Origin of the sequence: Enterococcus sp. AZ170 (genome assembly GCF_050545135.1) — a bacterium.
Classification (GTDB): domain Bacteria; phylum Bacillota; class Bacilli; order Lactobacillales; family Enterococcaceae; genus Enterococcus_L; species Enterococcus_L ureilyticus.
In genome coordinates, this window is sequence record NZ_CP172947.1 from 1,261,311 (window position 1) to 1,281,423 (window position 20,113).

Below are 20,113 nucleotides of genomic sequence, written 5' to 3' on the forward strand. Positions count from 1 at the left end.
AATGACAAAAAAAATCCTTTTTACAGAAACGGTCTTGCGTGACGGTCAACAAAGTCAAATTGCTACACGAATGCCGACAAGTGATATGTTGCCGATTATTCAAACATTGGATGAGGCAGGCTATCACGCGTTAGAAATGTGGGGTGGAGCTACTTTTGATGCTTGTATTCGTTTTTTGAATGAGGATCCTTGGGAACGTTTAAGAGCGATTCGAAAAGTCGTCAACAAGACAAAACTACAAATGCTTTTACGTGGACAAAATTTACTTGGCTATAAAAACTATGCCGATGATGTTGTTGAAGCCTTCGTTCAAAAATCAATTGAAAACGGCATTGACATTATTCGTATTTTTGATGCCTTAAATGATACAAGAAACTTGCAAACAGCGATTGAAGCAACGAAAAAATTTGGTGGTCATTGCCAACCGGCGATTTCTTATACAACAAGTGAATTTCATACAATTGACTATTTTGTCGGTTTAACAACGGAACTAGAGAAGATGGGGGCTGACTCGATTTGCATCAAAGATATGGCAGGGATCTTAACACCTGATGACGCCTACCGTTTAGTTTCTGAAATCAAGAACAAGATTCAAGTGCCTTTAGAAGTTCACACGCACGCAACCAGTGGTATTTCTGAAATGACTTATTTAAAAGCTGTTGAGGCTGGGGCTGACATTATCGATACGTCGATTTCATCGTTCTCAGGTGGAACGAGTCAACCAGCAACAGAATCAATGGCGTTAGCATTAGAAAATTTAGGCTATAATACTCATCTAAATATGAAAAAAGTAGCAGAAGCGGCTGACTATTTTAACCCGATTCGGGATAAATTTAGAGAAGCAGGAGTCTTGAATCCTAAAGTTAAAGATACCGAACCAAAGACCTTGATCTATAAAGTACCTGGTGGAATGCTATCGAATTTATTGAGTCAATTAACAGAGCAAGGATTAGCCGGTAAATATGAAGAAGTTTTAAAAGAAGTACCGAAAGTTCGTGCTGATCTAGGCTATCCTCCACTTGTCACCCCTTTATCACAAATGGTCGGCACACAAGCTGTAATGAATGTGATCAGCGGAGAACGCTACAAAATGGTGCCAAAAGAAATCAAGGATTACGTCAAAGGACTATATGGAAAACCGCCAGTTGCGATTTCAGAAGAGATGACGAAATTAATTATTGGAGAGGAAGAAGTCATTACGATTCGACCGGCTGATCTATTAACACCAGAGCTTGCCAAATACGAAAAAGAAATCAAGCAATATGCAAGATCAACTGAAGATGTTTTGATGTATGCATTGTTCCCACAACAAGGAAAAGATTTCTTAGGCAGAAGAGAAGATCGCTTCTATGATGTACCAACACAAGAAGTGAAAGTTACGTTCGACCTTTAAGTAAAAGCGTTACAAAATCAATTGATTTTGTAACGCTTTTATTTTACTTTGGAAAGAATTCATCATAAAAATAAAAAAATTTTGGCTGACATGAAAGCGGTAAAAATTACTTGAAATAGCTGAAATATGACTTAGAAAATGTCAGTTGTTCAATTATAAAATAGCTTGAAAATAAATGTGTATAAAATTAGAAAACAGTGTGTTAATTGTGTGTTTTAGCTAATTTTGTTTGTAGAAACCTTAGGTAATATCGATTGAAAGCTTTAAATTCAATGATTTCATTCATTACACAAATATTACGCTATTATGTTAGTTAATATAACTTTTCTCATTTTTTAAAAGGTTTACAATTATTTACAATACGATTATAATGACTAAAATCAAGTTTATATTTAAGCTAGAGATCAATTTTTTTCTTTTTGGAAGTGTATACAATTGATATGAATTTGAAATGCTTAACATTACAAGGAAAAATATATTCGCGTCAAAAAACATCACACATATATTTTTCAAATGGAGCTGGAAGAATCAGTATAGCTTTTATATTAGCTAGCTTCACAGGCTAGTTCAGCATTTATATTTAGGAGGGATGTTTTTGATTACAACTAAGCAATCATCAGAAAAATTTTTTGAAATGAATCATCAAAAGTACCGATATTATTCATTAGCTTCGCTAGAAACAGAGCAGTCTTCATTTATTTCAAAGTTGCCATTTAGTATCCGCGTCTTATTGGAATCAATCATACGGCAGAAAAATGGTACGGGGATTACGCAAGAACATATTGATAATTTAGCTAAATGGTCTTCAAAACATGAGTCTAAAGGTGAAGTCCCCTTTAAACCAGCGCGAGTGATTCTTCAAGATTTTACAGGTGTTCCTGCTGTTGTTGATTTAGCCTCTTTGCGAAAAACAATTGCTGATTTTGGCGGTGACCCATCTAAAATAAATCCTGAAGTTCCTGTGGATCTTGTTGTGGATCATTCGGTACAGGTAGATGTAGCAGGTATCAAACAAGCACTGCAACTGAATATGAAAATGGAGTTTCAACGAAATCAGGAACGATACAAGTTTCTTAGTTGGGCGCAAAAAGCATTTGATAATTATCGTGTTGTTCCACCAGCAACTGGAATTGTACACCAAGTCAATATTGAATATCTAGCAACCGTTGTGACACAAAAAAATCAAGAAGATGGTACGATTTTACTGTATCCTGACACATTAGTAGGAACGGATTCTCATACTACTATGGTCAATGCATTAGGCGTTTTAGGCTGGGGTGTTGGTGGAATCGAAGCAGAAGCGAGTATGCTTGGGGAACCGTCTTATTTTCCTATCCCAGAGGTCGTGGGTGTCCGTTTTGTCAATGAATTATCTTTTGGGGCAACGGCAACAGATTTGGCATTAAAGGTGACACAAGTGTTGAGAGAACAAAAAGTTGTTGGGAAATTTGTAGAATTCTTTGGCTCAGGTTTGGTAAGTTTAAGTTTAGCTGATCGGGCAACTGTGGCAAATATGGCTCCAGAATATGGTGCAACGTGTGGCTTTTTCCCTGTAGATGATGAAACGATTCGTTATTTGCGATTAACAGGAAGAGAAAAAGAAGCAGTAGCCGTTACCGAACGCTATTTAAAAGAGAACCAATTGTTCTATGATCCAATCAATGATATAGAACCAGCTTATACAAAAGTTATTGAAATCGACTTAAGTAAAATACAAGCCAATCTGGCTGGACCAAAAAGACCACAGGATCTAGTGCCTTTAAAAGAAATGAAAACCGCCTTTGAAGAAGTTGTAAAAGCTCCAGCGGGACTGCAAGGATATGGATTATCTAAGGCACAGCGGGCGCAAAGTGTTGCGTTAGAGCTAGACGGTGTTCACCATCAATTAAAACCAGGAGCAGTAGCAATTGCAGCAATCACTTCCTGTACAAATACGTCTAATCCATACGTGATGTTAAGCGCAGGCTTGGTAGCCAAAAAAGCTGCAGAGCTTGGCTTACAAGTACCTAATTATGTAAAAACTTCTTTAGCGCCCGGTTCAAAGGTTGTGACAGCCTATCTTGAGAAGGCAGGTTTATTACCATACCTAGAGCAGCTTGGGTTTCACTTAGTTGGGTATGGGTGTACGACCTGCATCGGTAATTCTGGCGCACTAAAATCAGAAGTTGAAGCAGTGATTAAAGATAATGACCTTCTAACAGCGGGTGTTTTAAGTGGCAATCGAAATTTTGAAGGTCGGATTCATCCGCTTGTTAAAGCCAATTATCTGGCTTCTCCGCCATTAGTGGTTTTATATGCATTAGCAGGAACTGTCGACATCGATGTAATGAAGGAGCCTATCGGTCTTGGAGAAAACGGAATACCTGTTTATTTTAATGATCTATGGCCTTCTAGAGATGAAATTAAGGAATTGATCGATACATGTGTGACACCAGAGCTATATAAACAGGAATATGCAAGAGTTTTTAGTGACAATGAGGAATGGAACCATATTGAAACGAATGCTGAAGCATTGTATGGTTGGGAAGAAAGCTCTACTTATATTGCTAATCCACCATACTTCACAGGAATGACCAAAGAAAGAGAGTCTAGAAAACCATTAGAAAAATTAGCTGTACTAGCGAAATTTGGTGATTCGGTGACAACAGACCATATCTCACCTGCTGGAAGTATTCAAAAAAATAGTCCGGCAGGTCAGTATTTAATTGATCGAGGTGTTGAAGTCCGTGAATTTAACTCTTATGGTGCTAGACGTGGACACCATGAAGTAATGATGAGAGGGACGTTAGCGAATATTCGAATTCGGAATCAATTAGTGCCGGAAATTGAAGGTGGCTATACCATTTTTGGCCCAACACAAGAAAAAATGGCCATTTATGATGCTGCGATGAAGTATCAAAAACAGGGAACGAAGCTAGTTATTTTAGCCGGCGATGATTATGGAATGGGATCATCTAGAGATTGGGCTGCTAAAGGAGTTCAGCTTTTAGGTGTTGAGGCAGTCATCGCAAAAAGTTATGAACGTATCCATCGTTCTAATTTAGTCATGATGGGTGTTTTACCATTGCAATTTAAACATGGAGAAGATGCGGATAGTTTGGGTTTAACAGGAACTGAACTATTTGACATCGCTATCGATGAAACAAAAGGAATTTTAGATGATGTAACGGTCACTGCGACTAAACCAGATGGAGAGAAAATCATATTTGAAACTATTCTGCGTTTTGATTCAGCTGTTGATATCACTTATTATCAGCATGGTGGCATCTTGCCAATGGTGATTCGTAAAAAGCTTCAAAGCTAGTTTAGTCTAAGAAAAATAGGAGATGCGACAATACGATACGAAGGTTGTTATTTTACATCTCTCAAGCTGTGCGGGTCAGCTTTTCAGAAAAAAGATAAAAAGTGAGAGTGACAAAAAGCGTCACAATTATTTTTCCTATTTTTCTGTCAAAGCTAAACGAACCCACTACGCTTTTGTTTTGAAACACAGTGAATAAAATGAACTGATGTTGAAAAGTACAAGGTGCAGCATAACGGAACGTTGTTCCCTATATACGAGGAGGAATTTGGATGGAGATTCATAAAGGTTTAGATGGTGTTGTTGTTTCTGAAACAAAAATCAGTTCAATTGTAGAAAATCAACTATTGTTTGCGGGATTCAATATTGATGATTTAGTTGCTGAAAATGTTCAATTTGAAGAAGTGATCTATCTTTTATGGTATTTGAGAATTCCAAATTCGCTAGAACTAAAGAAATTTAAACAAGATCTAGCGCTAGAAATGCAAATTTCTGATACGATCATCACTTGTTTGAAAATCCAAACGCGTCAAAATCTTCATCCAATGAGTGTTTTGCGTTCGACGATTTCTCTTTTAGGTGTATTTGATCCAAATGCTGAATCAACAGATGAACGATCGATCTATCATCAAAGCATCGCATTGCAAGCAAAAATGCCGACAATCGTTGCGGCCTATGCACGACTAAGAAAAGGCCTAGATCCGATTGCCCCTCGAAGTGACTTATCGATTGCAGAAAATTTTCTTTATATGCTGACAGGAAATGAAGCGGATCAGGTACAAGTAGACGCGATGAATCAAGCACTGGTATTGCATGCAGATCATGATTTAAATGCAAGTACATTTACTGCTAGAGTTTGTGCGTCTACATTATCAGATGTTTACTCTTGCATTACAGGTGCAATAGGTTCTTTAAAAGGGCCACTTCATGGTGGAGCGAATGAAAAAGTCTTTGATATGTTAGAAGAAATCAATTCAGATAATCTAAATGTAGCGGATTATTTAAATCAAAAGCTTGATCGTAAGGAAAAGGTCATGGGATTTGGACATCGCGTTTATAAAACAGAAGATCCGAGGAAAAAACATCTGAAAAAACTGGCCAAAGAGCTAACGACTATCACCAAAAAAGAGCAGTGGTATTTTTTATCTTGCCAAGTGGAACGCTATTTGAAAGAAACAAAAGGCTTGATTCCAAATGTCGATTTTTATTCTGCTACAGTTTATCATTGTTTGGATATTGATAGTGATTTATTTACATTGATTTTTGCGATGAGTAGGGTTTCTGGTTGGCTAGGTCATGTCAATGAGCAGAAAAAAGAGGATTGTTTGATCAGACCTCGTTCCCATTATATTGGACCAAAGCAGTTAAAATATAGTGACATACAGACCATACATTCAGGAGGAATGGAAGCATGACAAATGGAGAAAAAGTTGTTTTTGAAAATGGAAAATTAGTCGTTTCAAATTTTCCAATCATTCCTTTTATTGAAGGTGATGGGATTGGACCAGAAATTTGGCAAGCTGCTAAAGAGGTATTTGAAGCTGCTGTGCAAAAAGCATATCAAGGGAAACGTAAAGTGGTTTGGCAAGAAGTTTTAGCCGGAGAAAAAGCATTTAATGAAACGGGGAGTTGGCTTCCCGACGAAACGTTGGATACGATCAAGACCCATCTGATCGCCATCAAAGGACCGCTTACAACTCCGATCGGCGAAGGATTTCGTTCATTGAACGTTACGTTAAGACAAGAGCTGGATCTATACATTTGTTATCGACCAGTGCGCTATTTTGAAGGGGTCCCGTCGCCATTAAAACACCCAGAAGCAACGGACATGATGATTTTTAGAGAAAACACAGAAGATATTTATGCAGGAATTGAATTTTCATCGGAAAGCCCGCAAGCAATCAAGCTGATCCATTATTTAAAGCAAGAATTCGGTGTAAATAAAATTCGTTTTCCTGAAACTTCTGCAATCGGCATCAAGCCAGTTTCTAAAGAAGGAACCGAGCGCTTAGTTCGTGGAGCGATCGAGCATGCTTTAACACACAAACGTAAATCAGTCACACTCGTTCATAAAGGGAATATCATGAAGTTTACAGAAGGTGGCTTTAAAAAATGGGGATATGCTCTAGCTGAGAGAGAATTTGGAGACAAGATTTTTACATGGGAAAAATATGGAGAAATCAAAAATAAATTTGGAAAAGCTGCGGCTGATCAACAATTAAGCGAGGCAGAAAAAGCAGGGAAACTAATTATTAAAGACCGAATCGCTGATATCTTCTTACAAGAAATTTTACTTCATCCCGAGAAATATGATGTCATCGCGACCTTGAATTTAAATGGAGATTATATTTCTGATGCATTAGCGGCTCAAGTTGGTGGGATTGGTATCGCACCTGGAGCAAATTTAAATTTGGAAACAGGTCATGGCATCTTTGAAGCAACTCATGGAACGGCACCAGAATTTGCAGGATTAAATCAGTTGAATCCATCCTCCTTATTATTATCAGGTGTATTGATGTTTGACTATTTAGGCTGGAATGAAGTGAGTCAGTTGATTACAAATAGCATAGAAGAAGCCTTGATAAACAAGACGGTAACAAAGGATTTTGCAGATCAAATGATAGGAGCAACGTTATTGAGTTGCTCAGGATTTGGCACAGAGTTAGTGCGATTGATCATGAAGTAAATGAAAAACAAGTTCAAAATAAGCCATGTTTGAACTTGTTTTTTTGACAATAAAAAAACCTGACGAAGATTCGTCAGGTTTTGAATTTACTAATGTTAAGTTGATTATGCTTTGTTAACGTTAGTAGCTTGAGGACCACGTTGGCCTTCTTCAACGTCGAAAGTCACTGCTTGACCTTCTTCTAAAGTTTTGAATCCGTCGCCTTGGATAGCTGAGAAATGTACGAATACATCGTTACCATTTTCTGCAGTGATAAATCCAAAACCTTTGTCTGAGTTAAACCATTTTACTGTACCTGTTTCCATAATAAAAATCCTCCTTGTGATAAACACATATTTTGCAATTACTTGAAAGGTGAAAATGTGGAAGATGTTTATTTGAAACAGCTACACATATATTACCGAACAAAAACTACACTCTTAATATACCATATTTAACGCTACTTGACTAGTAATATCTCTCTTTAAACTAAAAATTTGTTAAGAAATAGAGATTAATTGTCAAAAAAAACTTATTTCTGTTATAGTATAGGAGTATTGAGCGTTAAATATGAAAGTAATGATAGATTTATATTGTAGAAATCTATTCCGAAGGCGCAGCCGTGGAGCTGCATAGATTTGAAAGTAGGAAGGGTTCAGATTGTTTAGATGAGAATAAGGTTATCCTTACTAATAGATAGTTTTACATGGTTTTATAGCTAACAAAATATTTAATCAACTTAATTAAAGAGCCACTCGACAAATTTGTCGAGTGGCTCTTGTCCATTATTCTACTCTAGCTAGATGTTATTCGTTTAATAACGTAGCACGGCTAATAACGATTTTTCATCAGGAGCCGCTTTTTGATCTAATACAAAAACGTTCCCGCCAGTTTTAAGAACATTATCGGTAATTTTGTTCAAGACTTTGCGACGATCAAACTCTTCTGTGGACATCTCTGTTGTTTCATTAACAAGATTAGCCGTTGAAATAAAGAAGTGTGAAATTTTACCTTCATCTGATGCAGGTACGATATCAACAAGTTGATCGACAAATTTTTTGTCTAATAAGTGATTGTAACTAGCTGTTTCGAGCGCTTCTAATTCTTGATTGATCTTCAATGCTCCTTTTTCTATCTCTTGAAAAGAAACCTGTGCAGGAGATAGTGTGATAGAAGCATCAGTCACTAAATAAGGATTTTTAGCAATTTTTTTGAACAAGGTTTGATTTTCTGACAGCGCATATAACCGGATTGGCAGATTATCAGAGTTTACAAATGTATCTTTCAAATAGTTATCGATTGCTTGGTAATAATTTGTCCAGTCGATTTTGACTTCTTCATCTTTCGTATTAACACCGTGATAAGCGACGCCTTCTTTAGAGGAACCATTGTAGCCAGCTCCACCTTGAATAGAATAATTCATACTACCGCCCGTTAGCTCGTCACCTAATGTGCTGACTAAATCGGTTGGTGCATCTTCTGGTAAAGCTACAGCAGTCACACGATCCTTCTCAACGAGATAAAGTTGCATAGAATCTCGGTTCAAAGCCATTAAGTAATAACGATAATTAAATTGATTATTTTTAATGATACCTAGGAGATAAGGTCGATCATCAACATAGTATTGATTGTCTACAGGGACACTTAATCGGTGAATAAAAATGTCCTTCTCGCTAATAATGATGGATACACTTTTAGTAGCATTTCGCCAAAATGAAGAGTCTGCCAGCAAGGCATCGATTTTCTCTTGAAAAGGTGCCCAAGTTAGCTCTGTATATTTTTTTTCAAAACGAACTTTCGCTGCTTTGGCAAAATTTTTAAGGGCTAGAGAATCTTTTTCGACATCTTGATGCGCGACATGAGTATTTAGAATAAATGTTACAAAGGGACCTTGAACTTCGTCAGAGAATAGAACAGATAAATTGTCTTTTTCTTGATCTAGCATAATACATTCCTCCTAAATTTTAAAGCGGAACAAATCGGTGGATCCTTTAGAAAGTTAGCATGAAAACGTTGGTTGTTTCATTGAAAGCTTATTTACGTTCTAAAGGATTGATTTGGACAGCTATCTATAATTTAAAAACTGAATTTCAAGGAGCAAGATAATGATTGAATACATTTCATTGCTACTAATAAAAGTGTAGCACAGGCATAAAAATGTTGGAACTAATAAGATTTGAAAGAATAAGAACTAAATGAAAACGCAAAAAGTTACTCTATGAGTAATTCCTCATGATTTTTTTATGAAATACAAAATGGGCGTTCATTTTCATTTTAAATAGAGATGCTAATATGTCCTCATGCCAATTATCCCGAATTGGTTTTTCATACTTACTCCTACCAAGAGTAAATAACAACCTTCATTTCCACCACAGACGACGGTCGTGGTGGTTTTTTTGTGTTATTAAAAGCTAATTTTAACGACTTTTGTTTATGTTTAGTAGTTATTTTATACTTGTTTATTTATTTGCCAAAAATTACTTTTCCACAAATTTTCCAAAGTAAAGGATAAAAAAATTAAAGCCTATCAAGGATTTCACCGAACATATCACCTGTTTCAGTTTCTTTGTTTTTCAATAGGAGAGAATACGCATCTAATGTTGTGGTAATTTTCTTGTTGCCTAATCGTTCCGATACATATTTTGGATATGCTCCTTCAGCAAGTAAAAAAGGAGCATGAGTGTACATCAAATCATGGGTAGTGATATTTCTTATTAAAGTCTTTTTATTTTAATCATTTATTGTAGTGATGATTCTGTCGAAAGCATATCGAGCATTAACCGGACTATATGGATTAAGTATAGAGCGTGGCTAATCAAGACTGAAAATATGTATAAAGCTATCTGAAGATAGCCAGAAATTATTATTTCTTTTTTTGTAAAAATGCAATGATGAAGAATAACATTGGGAATAGGATTGCGCTAAGAACGGTACCAATATTGTATGCAAATGGGTCTGTTGGACTAGTTAATGAACCATTTAGAAATCGGTAAATTGAATTAACAGTAAATAGAATACCAATAACAAAAGCGGGTTTACATTTAATCATACTTTCACCTCCGTAAAAAAGTATATCAAATAAAAAAAATACACAACTTCATAATCGGCTAAATCACCAGTTAGAATTACTAAATGAGGTGGAGTGAATACAGTTACTCGGCTTCCTTTAAAAGCTCATTTGCATGACTGCGACTAATGATAATTAGGGACAGTAATGGATTTAAAACGCAATAACTCATACCTGTAACTGATATAAGAGTGGTTTCAATTAGACGAGAAGAGTCTGGGATACCGTTGAAAATGTACATCATGAAGAATAACAAAAATAAGGGAACCGAAAATATTATTAAAAATATAAATAAAATAGCAAGAAAGAAAAACTGATTATACTTTAACAAAGTATAGAAAATTGAAAGCCAAGTCAACGCTCCTATTACTAGCGTCAAATTAAAGATAGAGATTCCTGAATATAAAGAGACTGTGCAAAATAGAAGGTTAACAAAAAATATGGAAATGTATAAAGATCTATTTAACAAAATATAACAACTCCTTTATGCATTAATTATAGCATAAAGTGATCGTTTTAAATGATTGAAAGTGTAGATGAGGATTGAGATGCAGTTGTGAATTACAACCAAGAAGGACCTTTATCAACGAGAGACTATAAATGCAAAGGTGCTCTTTACCTTGACCTCATCCAAACAGCCGAAAAACTGCAGGTGGTTGAAAATAAAAAAGAGCCCGATTAAAGGCTCTTAAGGGAATTAAATCCATGCTGAATAAAAAATTGACGTTTTTTCAATTACATTTTCACTAGTTCCAAATCTCGAAACTGGCAGTTTATAACTATATCTGTAAGTAATTTTAACAAGTCTGTGCATTTCGTTATTGTAAAAATTTGTTACGCTAATATTTCCATCAGTATCAAGTATTTCTTCTGATGGCACATCAATCCACTCTGAATCATCCGCATATAAGAAGACTTTATCTGAAATGTCATATCAAAAACAGCAGGTTCTACAGAATTTCCATTAGGATCAGTCACATTGGTAATAGCTGATTTAGGGTCGAATATACGGTCTTTTAGGTTGGCTGAAGAGATGACTTCCAAACTAGCTTTGTCATCTACTTGTCGCGAGCTTGAACCGATTAAATCCTTGATGTCAATAGCGCCAGTCGCCAATGCAACCGTTGTGCCAGCAAGTAAAACAACTAAAGTACTAAGAACAACAAGAATACCAACAAATTTCTTTTTTAACATAATTTAACAACCTTTATAATTTATAACAAAATTATATCGTAAATATATGACAAAAGATATAAAAAGTAACTTAATGGAAAGGAATGGATAAGGATGAAAGTAAGGACGAATATCACTAAGGAAAGTAGGGATCAAGCTATGCTTGTCATAGGTTTTAAAACAAACTCACGAACAAAGCTGTCAGGATTTTTAACAGTAAATTTCTTGATCACAAATTGCTTGCGATCGTTGTAATGACCAAAGGTAGCAAGTTCAAACTTTCCGTCCTCAAGAAAAAGAATAAGGTTAGCTAGTTCTTTTTTGCTGACTAAGCAATTTATGTCAGCAGAAGGAGTGTGTAGTGTGAAACGCACTAGCATACCAGGGAATGACTTTATAACTCTAATCTTGTCAATTACACCTACATAACTATTTTTCTGCATAATATTTGTCCTCCTCAGCGTTTAAATAAAAAACAAATTTATCTAATCCAACATTGTTAATTAAACGTTGGCCACAACCCCATATATAATTTTGGAACTCCTTGTAAGTTGGTAGTCTAGCCTCGTATTCATCAATTAAATTCATCATGTCACTTCCGTTCATCGTAATTCCACTGATCAAATATATATTCCACACGCCTTGTTTCCATTTTGAAATCAGTCAGTTTATAGTTTTTTTTACTCGATAAAGTCAAATATTGATAGGGATCGGTATATTCTAAAACAAGAAAGTGGTCGATCTTTTCAAGCGGGAATGCTGCTAAATAGTCTTTTTTCTTTATCTTAGGAAATGACCATAGATTATAAATCGTTCCCTCTATGTATAGGCGCTTAGAGGACACTTTGTGAAATGGCACAAGTTGTAACGAGTAAAAGTATTGTGCTGGTCGTAGATGCTCCTTTAAATGTACTGTTTTTACATATCTCATTTTCATCACCATGACTTTTGCTCAAGAATATTATACGAACAATCGTTCTGTTTGTCCACTAGAATTATCAAATTAAGTGCAACATTTGATTTGTAGGCTAGAATTTCCTCAAGAATTCAGTCCTAAGTCTCACATTTTTTAAATCTGATTATGATAAAATACTAGAAGGAAAATAAAACATAATAAAAAAATTACTTAATTAGGAGATTTAATTATGAATTGGAAAAATTTTTTTAGAACTATTGTAGTAATGTGGGGAACTTTTTTACTCTATAAAACAGTTACGTTAAGTCTCTTGTATACTCTACCAAATTTACAAAGTAAACCTTACTATGAATTTATTTATTTCTTAATCGTAACTGTAATTTCTATCTTTATTGTTAGATTGGCTAAAAATTTATTTGGTATTGAAATAAATTTCTCTCCAGTAATCAAAAAGCGTAAGAAGACTATCTTTATTTTCGTGATTCCTTTTATTCTTTATGGAATTGATTTTATTGGTGGAATTGCTGATATTTTTAGACAACCAATCTACCTTATCATCGTCTCTTTTGCTAGTGCGTTAGGTGCAGGCCTATTCGAGGAAATAAGGGATAGGGGGTTTGGTACTATAGGATTTAATAACTCTTTCCCTAATTCAAAGTGGAAACCCCTAATAATTGCCTTTTGTACTTCATTTCTATTTTGTACGACACACTATTTAAACTTACTGATGCCAATAGCTCCTTCTCTGGAGGCTGTAAATCAACAAGTAATTTATACTTTCTTCCTAGGCATGGTTTTTTCTGTGCTATCAATGAGAACAGGTACAATATTTTATGCTATTCTATTTCATTCTATGAATAATCTGGTCCCTTGGACACCTACATCAGATTTGTCCTCTGTTAGCTCGTGGTCTAACTTACTTATTATATATGGGCTAGTTCCTCTTCTGTACACACTATGGTGCTTGCGGCCAAGTAAAGAAATTCAAATTAATAATTCATAAACATAGAAGGTAAAAAAATCCTATTGATTTATGTTGGGAAAAATTTAGAAATCATTTAGTAATCTCGCTTAGTTAAAAATAATGACTTATTATAAAATATCTCATAAGGTGTTTTCCAATTTAAGCATTTTCTAGGTCGATTATTTAACTTATTAGCGACAGTCTCAATATATTCTTCTGAGATAGGTGTCATATCTGTACGCTTTGGTAAGTATTCACGTATCAATCCATTTGTATTTTCATTTGTTCCACGTTGCCATGGAGACCAAGGATCTACAAAATAACAATCAATACCGCACAATCTACTGAAATACTTGTACTTTGCAAATTCTGGTCCCCTGTCTGGCGTAATAGTTTTGCGTTGCTTTTTATTTAGAGGAGACAATAATTTTACAATCATATCCCGTACACAAATTGAATCATTTTTAGGAATTCTCCCAGTTAGTAAAAACCGAGATTTTCGATCAACTAATGTTACAAGACAGGATTTTCCTCGGTGGCCCAATACAGTATCCGCTTCCCAGTGTCCCAGTTCTTCTCGATTTTCGGCTTTTATTGGGCGTTCATGTATCGTTTTCACATCAGTAAATCTTCCACGACGATCACCGATTCTTTTATTCACTGATTTTCTTCCTTTTCGTCGCAGTATTTTTCGAGCTCCAGGGCTTCCTTCTGGAAAAACCTGATCAAATAGACCCTTGTAAATAGAGCGATAAATAGTAGGATAGCTGATAATAGATTCATTATTCTCTAAGTTAATTCTATTCGCTATCTGTTCTGGAGACCATTGCTCTTCAAAAAGTAGTTTACGAATGATTTCTTTGTAAGGTGACTGATCCAAAATTCTCTTTCTCCCGCATTTCTGCTTGTTCTTATGATACGATTTTTGTGCTAGAGAAGGAGAATATGTTCTAAACTTTGTAGTATTCCTTTTAAGTTCCCTCATAACAGTTGACGGACTTCTTTTGATCAAGCGCCCAATTCTACGAATAGTAAATCCAAAACCATGATAAAGAAAAATCATTTCCCGCTCGCGTATAGTAAGGTGTGTGTATGAAGTCACAACTGAATACCTCCTAGTAGATATAATTCGTCAACACCATCATAGCAGGCTTTTTCACCTTCCATTTTTAGTGTTGCACTTAAATTATACATTCTAGCAGAATGAGCGACTTAACCTATTGATTATAAAAATAACCACAGAATTTTCCGCACTCTGCGGTTAATTGGATGTTAGTTGAAGTAAATAGTAATGTTAAAATCTTAATTTGACGGCATTTTACATCGTTATAAAGAGCAAGGAAATAACTACCAAGAGTAAATAACAACCTTCATTTCAACTACAGACGACGGTCGTAGTGTGTTTTTACGTTTAGATATTATGAATTGATAGGATGGCTTTTGTGTGTTTAATAGTGGGGGAATTTATCTTTTATAGAAGAAGGGAATTCTTATAGCAACTATATTGTCTTATATAGGGTGATAATATATTTTTAACGAATCAACCTGAGATTAACGTAGGTTTAATAAAATAGAGATTAGAATCTAGTTAATATTTTTATTTTTGGATAGGTAAATAAGTTGGAACAGCTCCTAATTATTACGAAATCTATGGAGTGTTCCAACTTAAAGTGTTAGTTTGTCGTTTTGAAACGTTTCTAACAATTAAAAATCATTTTAATTATATTAAGGTGATCAGCGCAGTATCAATTGCTTTCATTCTTAATGCTTTACCAATTGTTTGGACATTTTGTAACCAGCCTGTCCATTTTTGCCTTGGATATAAGTTCTATACATCACTCTATACCAACCGAAGCTCTGCATTTGTACGTTACCATATAAATTGCCATAGAGTCCTCTTTGCAAACCTGATAGCTCCTCAAGCTTATAGTCCTTTGGAATCGCATTCATTAATTCCTGCTGTTCTGTGGAAGTTCTACTAATAGTTTGGATAGGCGATTCCTCTGCTTTACTTTCATCTGAAAAAAAAGCACACAAAATAATCCAACAAACAATCCGTATAAACAGTGGGAGCAGAAGCAATCCCGAGAAATAAGTAGGAATTCACGAAAATTGCTCTTCAAATTTTTGTGAATTTCAGCTTATTTCTCGGGATTTAACACTCTTGTCCCAAGCTCTTTTTATTCAATAAAACTCATAATAGATCACAATGCCTCAATAAAACGATTTGTCCTAAATAACCGTGCTTCTAAATTAGTTCCAAGTTCAATAGCAGCATGTTGGCCTTTACCGCTAAACTTATACCGAATAGCATCTGCATTTGTTTTAGCAGCAACATAAGACACACCAAAATTTGCCTGCATTGTATGGATCAAACGAACATACAGAGCGCTTTCTGATATGCCGAAACGATTGGAAAGTTGAGATAAGTTCCAACCTTCTTTTAAAAAACGAAAGAAAACAACATCCGGCACAAGAATCGCAGAAGCCCCAATATTGGCTTGAAATTCATGAAGCACTTCATTATAGGAATAATGTAAACTGCGAGCTGTGTCAGTAAAAATCGTCTCATTATCAGTCATATGGAATAAATAGTGAGTGATTTCATGACTGATAGTAAAGTTCTTTCTTTTCTCACTCATGTTTTGATTATAACCAATCGTTGTCTCTAAGGAGTCTTTAACAATCATACCGGAAATACGATCTCTTGCTACACCATTGAATGGAAAACTACGCATTGAAACGCCCTTAGATTTTACGAAATCCCAAAGATATGAACAGTCATAATTTTCATAACCGATATTATGTGCGACCATTATCGCTGAGATATAATCGTTTATTTTATCTGAAAAACTAAGATATTCATCAATTTGCTCTGTCATCCAATCACGCCTTGTCGTCTTGTTTTAATTCCCGTTCTCGTTCGATCTCAGATCTTCTAAAACGAAGAAAACGATCGACTTCATCTTTCAATTCATCCACTTCATTTTCAGATAAACCATCAGTGTTCATCCGAAACATGATTTGTGAAGAAAGATTTTCTTCTTGAGGGGGTTCTTTAATAGAAGGAACCTCAGATCTTCCTAATAAATAATCTGTAGAGACATCAAAGTAATCAGCTACTTTTTGGATATTTTCTATTTTAGGAGATGAAGTGTCCCAACGACGAATCTGTCCATTTGAAATCCCAGTATTTCGTTCGATTTCTGCAAAAGTAACCTTTTTCTTGTCTGCAAGTTCTTTTATTCTGTAAGTTAAACTCATGTTTTTCAACCTTTCATAAGCTCAAATGAAAAAGATATTAGCTTTTAAGCTATTTTTAGTTGACAATTAGCTTTTAAGCTATTAAAATGTTCTTATAAGCTAATTTATCAGTGAATAGTTAGCGAAGCCTTTTTAGTAGTCCTTTTCAGAAAGAAGAAAGTGACAAACGTAGAAGAGCGCTTATTTAACTATACTTATATAATAGCGTAAATGCTAATTCTAGTCAATTGTTTTCTCATGTATTAGCTAATTTACTAAATAAGGAAATAGAATCGCTGCACATTTTTTTAAGGGAGGTAGGAAAAAGGGATGAAACGCAAACAAAAAAGCAAACTGCTTACTTATTATTTGAATCTAGCGGAGTTGGGAGATCAACAAGCTGCTAAAAAGGCGGAATTACTTGCTAAGACAATTTTTCAAGAAAAGAAAAAAACGAAATAATTCATTAGAAACAAAGCATTCGTATAGCTAAGAAGGAACTTTTGAAAATTTGTAAGTAGTTGACTATTGAGAGAAAAGGAGAGGATAAAATAATGCTATTATTTCCCGAGATTGATCGAAAAAAAACTAGAAAAACGGTTCATGACCTATTAAAAACATATCGTTCTTTAGTCAGAATCGCTGGTGAAAAACATTCACCTAAAGTAACGGCTGCCTATACCTTTGAAATGAACGGCAGTGAAGTAGAGTTCTCCCATAAAACAGAACAGATGATGGATCGAAAGTATTTAGCTGAAACAGAATTAATGAAGATCATAAATGCTATGAATCAACTAGATTCTTATGATCGGCAACTTTTATATGACAAATATATGGATCGGAATTTTACAACAAATATTGCGATCTATATGAAGCATCATATGAGCGAAAGTAAGTTTTATCGAGAATTGGACAAAGCCTTGATTCGATTTGGGGAGTCTTATGAAAGTGGACAACTATTGATAGAAAAGTGACATTTTTATGGGAGAAGAACGCAAGTTTTACGAATAAACTATCGGCTAAACTAAAGTTGTACCGTTAGTTGAAATAGTGTTCAATCGAAAATGAAAAGAGACAGTTAGAAGAAACTATCGGAGGAAGTTACAACGCAACATCAGGTAAAAAATAGTGAAAAGGTGGTAATTATGAAGATGTTTGAGTATCTCGATCGATTTTTAGTAGATGCAGATCACAAAGCCATTTACGTTTTGACATTGATTTGTATTGCAATGATCATTGATTTTTTAAGTGGTAGCTTAGCGGCTAAAATCAATCCCAAAATTAACTTTTTAAGCAAAGTAGGAATCAACGGTATCTTACGAAAAGTAGCTAGTATGGTACTATTGATGTTTTTTATTCCCTTGGCGCCATTGATTCCAGGAGGAGCGGGTGTTGGACTGATTTATGTTTTATACGTAGGGTATCTACTAATGGAACTAAAATCGATTCTTGAGAATTATAAAAAAATGGGCATTGGTACGGAGTTATTTGAAGAATTTATCAAGAATATCAAAAGTGGCAAAGAGGATGAGTAAGCGAAAGTAAGCTGTTTTTTAGCTAAGTAAAAAATGAAACTGAGCCATTAGATTCTGTACTCAGTTTCATTTTTTATTAAGTATTATTTTTTTCAGCTTTTAATGCGCGGAATAACGTCAGCGCTAAAGCTGTTAAGCATAAAATAAAGGAACCAAAGAATGTGATTCTCATCCCTGCAATAAAGATGTCGGGACGCTCGCTTATATAGGTGGTCACACGTTGTCCGTAAAAAACACTCATCGCGTTATATAAAATTGTCGTAGCCAAAGCAATCCCTAACACCATTCCTAAATTCCGAGCAAAAGAGTTCATACTCCCTGCAACTCCTAAATTTTTCTTGGAAACACTGCTCATGACAGTTGTATTGTTAGGAGATTGAAACAGTGCATTGCCTAGTCCCATAATACCAGTTGCTAAAATATAGTACCAAAGAGGGGTTCCTTGATTTAAAAACATATACATCAAAGATGTAATCGATAATAAAATCAGTCCAGAAAAAGTTAACAGCTTAGTCCCGATTTTATCTGTTAAAAATCCACTGACTGGTGACCCGACAACCATCAACAAAGGAAAGACCATCATCAATAAGCCCGCTTTGCTCGCCGGTAATCCCCGAGCGTTTTGTAAATAAAAAGGGATCACAACATTGACAAAAAAGTTAGATGAAAAAATCAACACTGCGGTGAGCAAACTCATCGTAAAAACGTTGTTTTTAAAAATTGAAAAAGTGATCAATGGCATACTGACACGTTTTTCCACTAAGATAAAAATGATAAAAGAAAGTAGTGCAAAACCAAATAATAGTATAGATAAAGTCGCGTTAAAGCCGATCTCTTGACCGATAAAAATACTACCAAAGAACGTCATAATAAAGATAGCGAATAAGCTAAAACCAAGTAAGTCCACTTTTTTTCCACTTTTGGTAATATCTTTTGGCAAGAATTTCTCACCTATCAAAATAGTGAGGATGCCAATAGGAACGTTGATCCAAAAAATATAAGGCCAAGAAAATTGTGAAAGAATCAAGCCGCCGATGCCAGGTCCGGCAATGGAACCTAAAGAGACAAAAGCACCAATTGAGCCTAACGCTCGCCCTCGTTCTTTAAAAGGAAAGACTTCGGTAATAATACCAGAATTTGTGGCCATCGTCATACTTGAACCAATCCCTTGAACGATACGTGCAAACAATAAAAAACTCAATGATTGATTGAAGCCGCATAGTAATGAACCAATCGTAAAAATGATTGTACCGATCCGATACACTTTGATTTTTCCCAAACTATCTCCGATTTTTCCAAAAAGCAATAAACAGGAACAGACGACCATCAAATAAATCGAAACGATCAATTCGGATTGATTCATCGGAACATTCATGTCCTTTGAAATTGTCGGTAAAGCTATATTAACAATGCTGGCATCTAAGGTAGACATAAACGTAAACATAGCGACCGAGACTAAAATCCACCAGCGATTTTTTTGTACTTTAGCATTTTCTTGAAAACTATTCACGGTTTCCATCCACTCATCTCCTTAAAAAAATGTAAATAATCCGCTATTATCATACTCCTTTTTTAAAAAAAATGTCAGTAAAATGAGAAAAAACTAGTCGGAAATACTATCTTTATATTTGGAATATAGCACTGGCTTAATCCAATTTAAAAAAAGATCATTTCCTATAAGAAAAAGTTGCTTCGTTTATTTTTAACTTCTGTTACAATAGAAGAAGAATAACTGTACTAAAATAACTAATTTTTTGTTATACTTTTTAAGTGAAGTCAATCAACAAGAATGCTAAAGCTGTCTTAGTAATGATTTTCAATGAATTAAAACAGAATGGCGCTACAGAAACGCATTA

General features: G+C 35.0%; 18 protein-coding genes. 8 read left to right on the forward strand and 10 right to left on the reverse strand.

Annotation, left to right across the window (positions count from 1 at the left end; genetic code table 11):
• The first annotated feature begins 1 nt into the window (after nucleotide 1).
• From IGJ55_RS06090 to icd, 4 genes are all read left to right on the forward strand, one after another.
• Nucleotides 2-1,393, forward strand: coding sequence for an oxaloacetate decarboxylase subunit alpha (locus IGJ55_RS06090; RefSeq protein WP_429950765.1), 1,392 nt, complete (start codon nucleotides 2-4; stop codon nucleotides 1,391-1,393).
• A gap of 595 nt (nucleotides 1,394-1,988) precedes the next feature.
• Nucleotides 1,989-4,697 carry an aconitate hydratase AcnA gene (acnA, locus tag IGJ55_RS06095; RefSeq protein ID WP_430607739.1) on the forward strand — a complete coding sequence of 903 codons (2,709 nt, stop codon included), beginning with the start codon at nucleotides 1,989-1,991 and terminating at the stop codon, nucleotides 4,695-4,697.
• Nucleotides 4,698-4,966: 269 nt separating this feature from the next.
• Entirely contained in the window at nucleotides 4,967-6,109 is a 1,143-nt protein-coding gene (locus IGJ55_RS06100; RefSeq protein WP_207120753.1) for a citrate synthase, read from the forward strand.
• Complete coding sequence (icd, locus tag IGJ55_RS06105) at nucleotides 6,106-7,380, forward strand: NADP-dependent isocitrate dehydrogenase (RefSeq protein WP_430607742.1); 1,275 nt, start codon at nucleotides 6,106-6,108, stop codon at nucleotides 7,378-7,380. The genes IGJ55_RS06100 and icd overlap by 4 nt, the downstream gene beginning before the upstream one ends.
• A 104-nt stretch (nucleotides 7,381-7,484) precedes the next feature.
• Here the strand turns inward: icd and IGJ55_RS06110 are convergent, their stop codons facing one another.
• The 6 genes from IGJ55_RS06110 to IGJ55_RS06135 all read right to left on the reverse strand — a co-directional run bounded on the left by IGJ55_RS06110 (nucleotide 7,485) and on the right by IGJ55_RS06135 (nucleotide 12,542).
• Entirely contained in the window at nucleotides 7,485-7,685 is a 201-nt protein-coding gene (locus tag IGJ55_RS06110; RefSeq protein WP_010760878.1) for a cold-shock protein, read from the reverse strand.
• A 488-nt stretch (nucleotides 7,686-8,173) separates the two neighbouring features.
• Nucleotides 8,174-9,304 carry a hypothetical protein gene (locus IGJ55_RS06115; RefSeq protein ID WP_207120756.1) on the reverse strand — a complete coding sequence of 377 codons (1,131 nt, stop codon included), beginning with the start codon at nucleotides 9,302-9,304 and terminating at the stop codon, nucleotides 8,174-8,176.
• A 918-nt stretch (nucleotides 9,305-10,222) separates the two neighbouring features.
• A complete protein-coding gene (locus IGJ55_RS06120) occupies nucleotides 10,223-10,408 on the reverse strand; it encodes a hypothetical protein (protein ID WP_429950772.1) in 186 nt (61 codons plus the stop codon).
• An 852-nt stretch (nucleotides 10,409-11,260) separates the two neighbouring features.
• Entirely contained in the window at nucleotides 11,261-11,620 is a 360-nt protein-coding gene (locus tag IGJ55_RS06125; protein ID WP_429950773.1) for a hypothetical protein, read from the reverse strand.
• A 131-nt stretch (nucleotides 11,621-11,751) separates the two neighbouring features.
• Nucleotides 11,752-12,042 (reverse strand): hypothetical protein, encoded by a 291-nt coding sequence (locus IGJ55_RS06130; RefSeq protein WP_430607745.1) that lies wholly within the window; start codon nucleotides 12,040-12,042, stop codon nucleotides 11,752-11,754.
• Nucleotides 12,043-12,191: 149 nt separating this feature from the next.
• A complete protein-coding gene (locus IGJ55_RS06135) occupies nucleotides 12,192-12,542 on the reverse strand; it encodes a hypothetical protein (RefSeq protein WP_207120760.1) in 351 nt (116 codons plus the stop codon).
• Nucleotides 12,543-12,744: 202 nt separating this feature from the next.
• Here IGJ55_RS06135 and IGJ55_RS06140 point away from each other — a divergent pair, with 202 nt between their 5' ends.
• The gene (locus tag IGJ55_RS06140; protein ID WP_069638682.1) at nucleotides 12,745-13,518 is read left to right on the forward strand and encodes a CPBP family intramembrane glutamic endopeptidase; all 774 of its coding nucleotides are present in this window, start codon (nucleotides 12,745-12,747) and stop codon (nucleotides 13,516-13,518) included.
• Between the two features lie 55 nt (nucleotides 13,519-13,573).
• On the opposite strand, the gene IGJ55_RS06145 is transcribed toward IGJ55_RS06140, so the two are convergent.
• The 3 genes from IGJ55_RS06145 to IGJ55_RS06155 all read right to left on the reverse strand — a co-directional run bounded on the left by IGJ55_RS06145 (nucleotide 13,574) and on the right by IGJ55_RS06155 (nucleotide 16,743).
• Entirely contained in the window at nucleotides 13,574-14,581 is a 1,008-nt protein-coding gene (locus IGJ55_RS06145) for an IS30 family transposase (RefSeq protein WP_430607747.1), read from the reverse strand.
• A 1,102-nt stretch (nucleotides 14,582-15,683) separates the two neighbouring features.
• Nucleotides 15,684-16,361, reverse strand: a complete 678-nt coding sequence (locus IGJ55_RS06150) for an ImmA/IrrE family metallo-endopeptidase (protein ID WP_430607749.1) — start codon at nucleotides 16,359-16,361, stop codon at nucleotides 15,684-15,686.
• A 4-nt stretch (nucleotides 16,362-16,365) separates the two neighbouring features.
• Entirely contained in the window at nucleotides 16,366-16,743 is a 378-nt protein-coding gene (locus tag IGJ55_RS06155; protein ID WP_069638679.1) for a helix-turn-helix domain-containing protein, read from the reverse strand.
• 309 nt (nucleotides 16,744-17,052) lie between these two features.
• Between IGJ55_RS06155 and IGJ55_RS06160 the strand changes: the two genes are divergently transcribed.
• The 3 genes from IGJ55_RS06160 to IGJ55_RS06170 all read left to right on the forward strand — a co-directional run bounded on the left by IGJ55_RS06160 (nucleotide 17,053) and on the right by IGJ55_RS06170 (nucleotide 18,257).
• A complete protein-coding gene (locus IGJ55_RS06160; protein ID WP_277990878.1) occupies nucleotides 17,053-17,184 on the forward strand; it encodes a hypothetical protein in 132 nt (43 codons plus the stop codon).
• A gap of 92 nt (nucleotides 17,185-17,276) precedes the next feature.
• Nucleotides 17,277-17,696, forward strand: a complete 420-nt coding sequence (locus IGJ55_RS06165) for an ArpU family phage packaging/lysis transcriptional regulator (protein ID WP_083244269.1) — start codon at nucleotides 17,277-17,279, stop codon at nucleotides 17,694-17,696.
• Nucleotides 17,697-17,873: 177 nt separating this feature from the next.
• A complete protein-coding gene (locus IGJ55_RS06170) occupies nucleotides 17,874-18,257 on the forward strand; it encodes a phage holin family protein (protein WP_069638830.1) in 384 nt (127 codons plus the stop codon).
• 76 nt (nucleotides 18,258-18,333) lie between these two features.
• Here IGJ55_RS06170 and IGJ55_RS06175 read toward each other — a convergent pair whose 3' ends face one another.
• Nucleotides 18,334-19,776, reverse strand: coding sequence for an MFS transporter (locus IGJ55_RS06175; RefSeq protein ID WP_430607752.1), 1,443 nt, complete (start codon nucleotides 19,774-19,776; stop codon nucleotides 18,334-18,336).
• Nucleotides 19,777-20,113 lie beyond the last annotated feature (337 nt).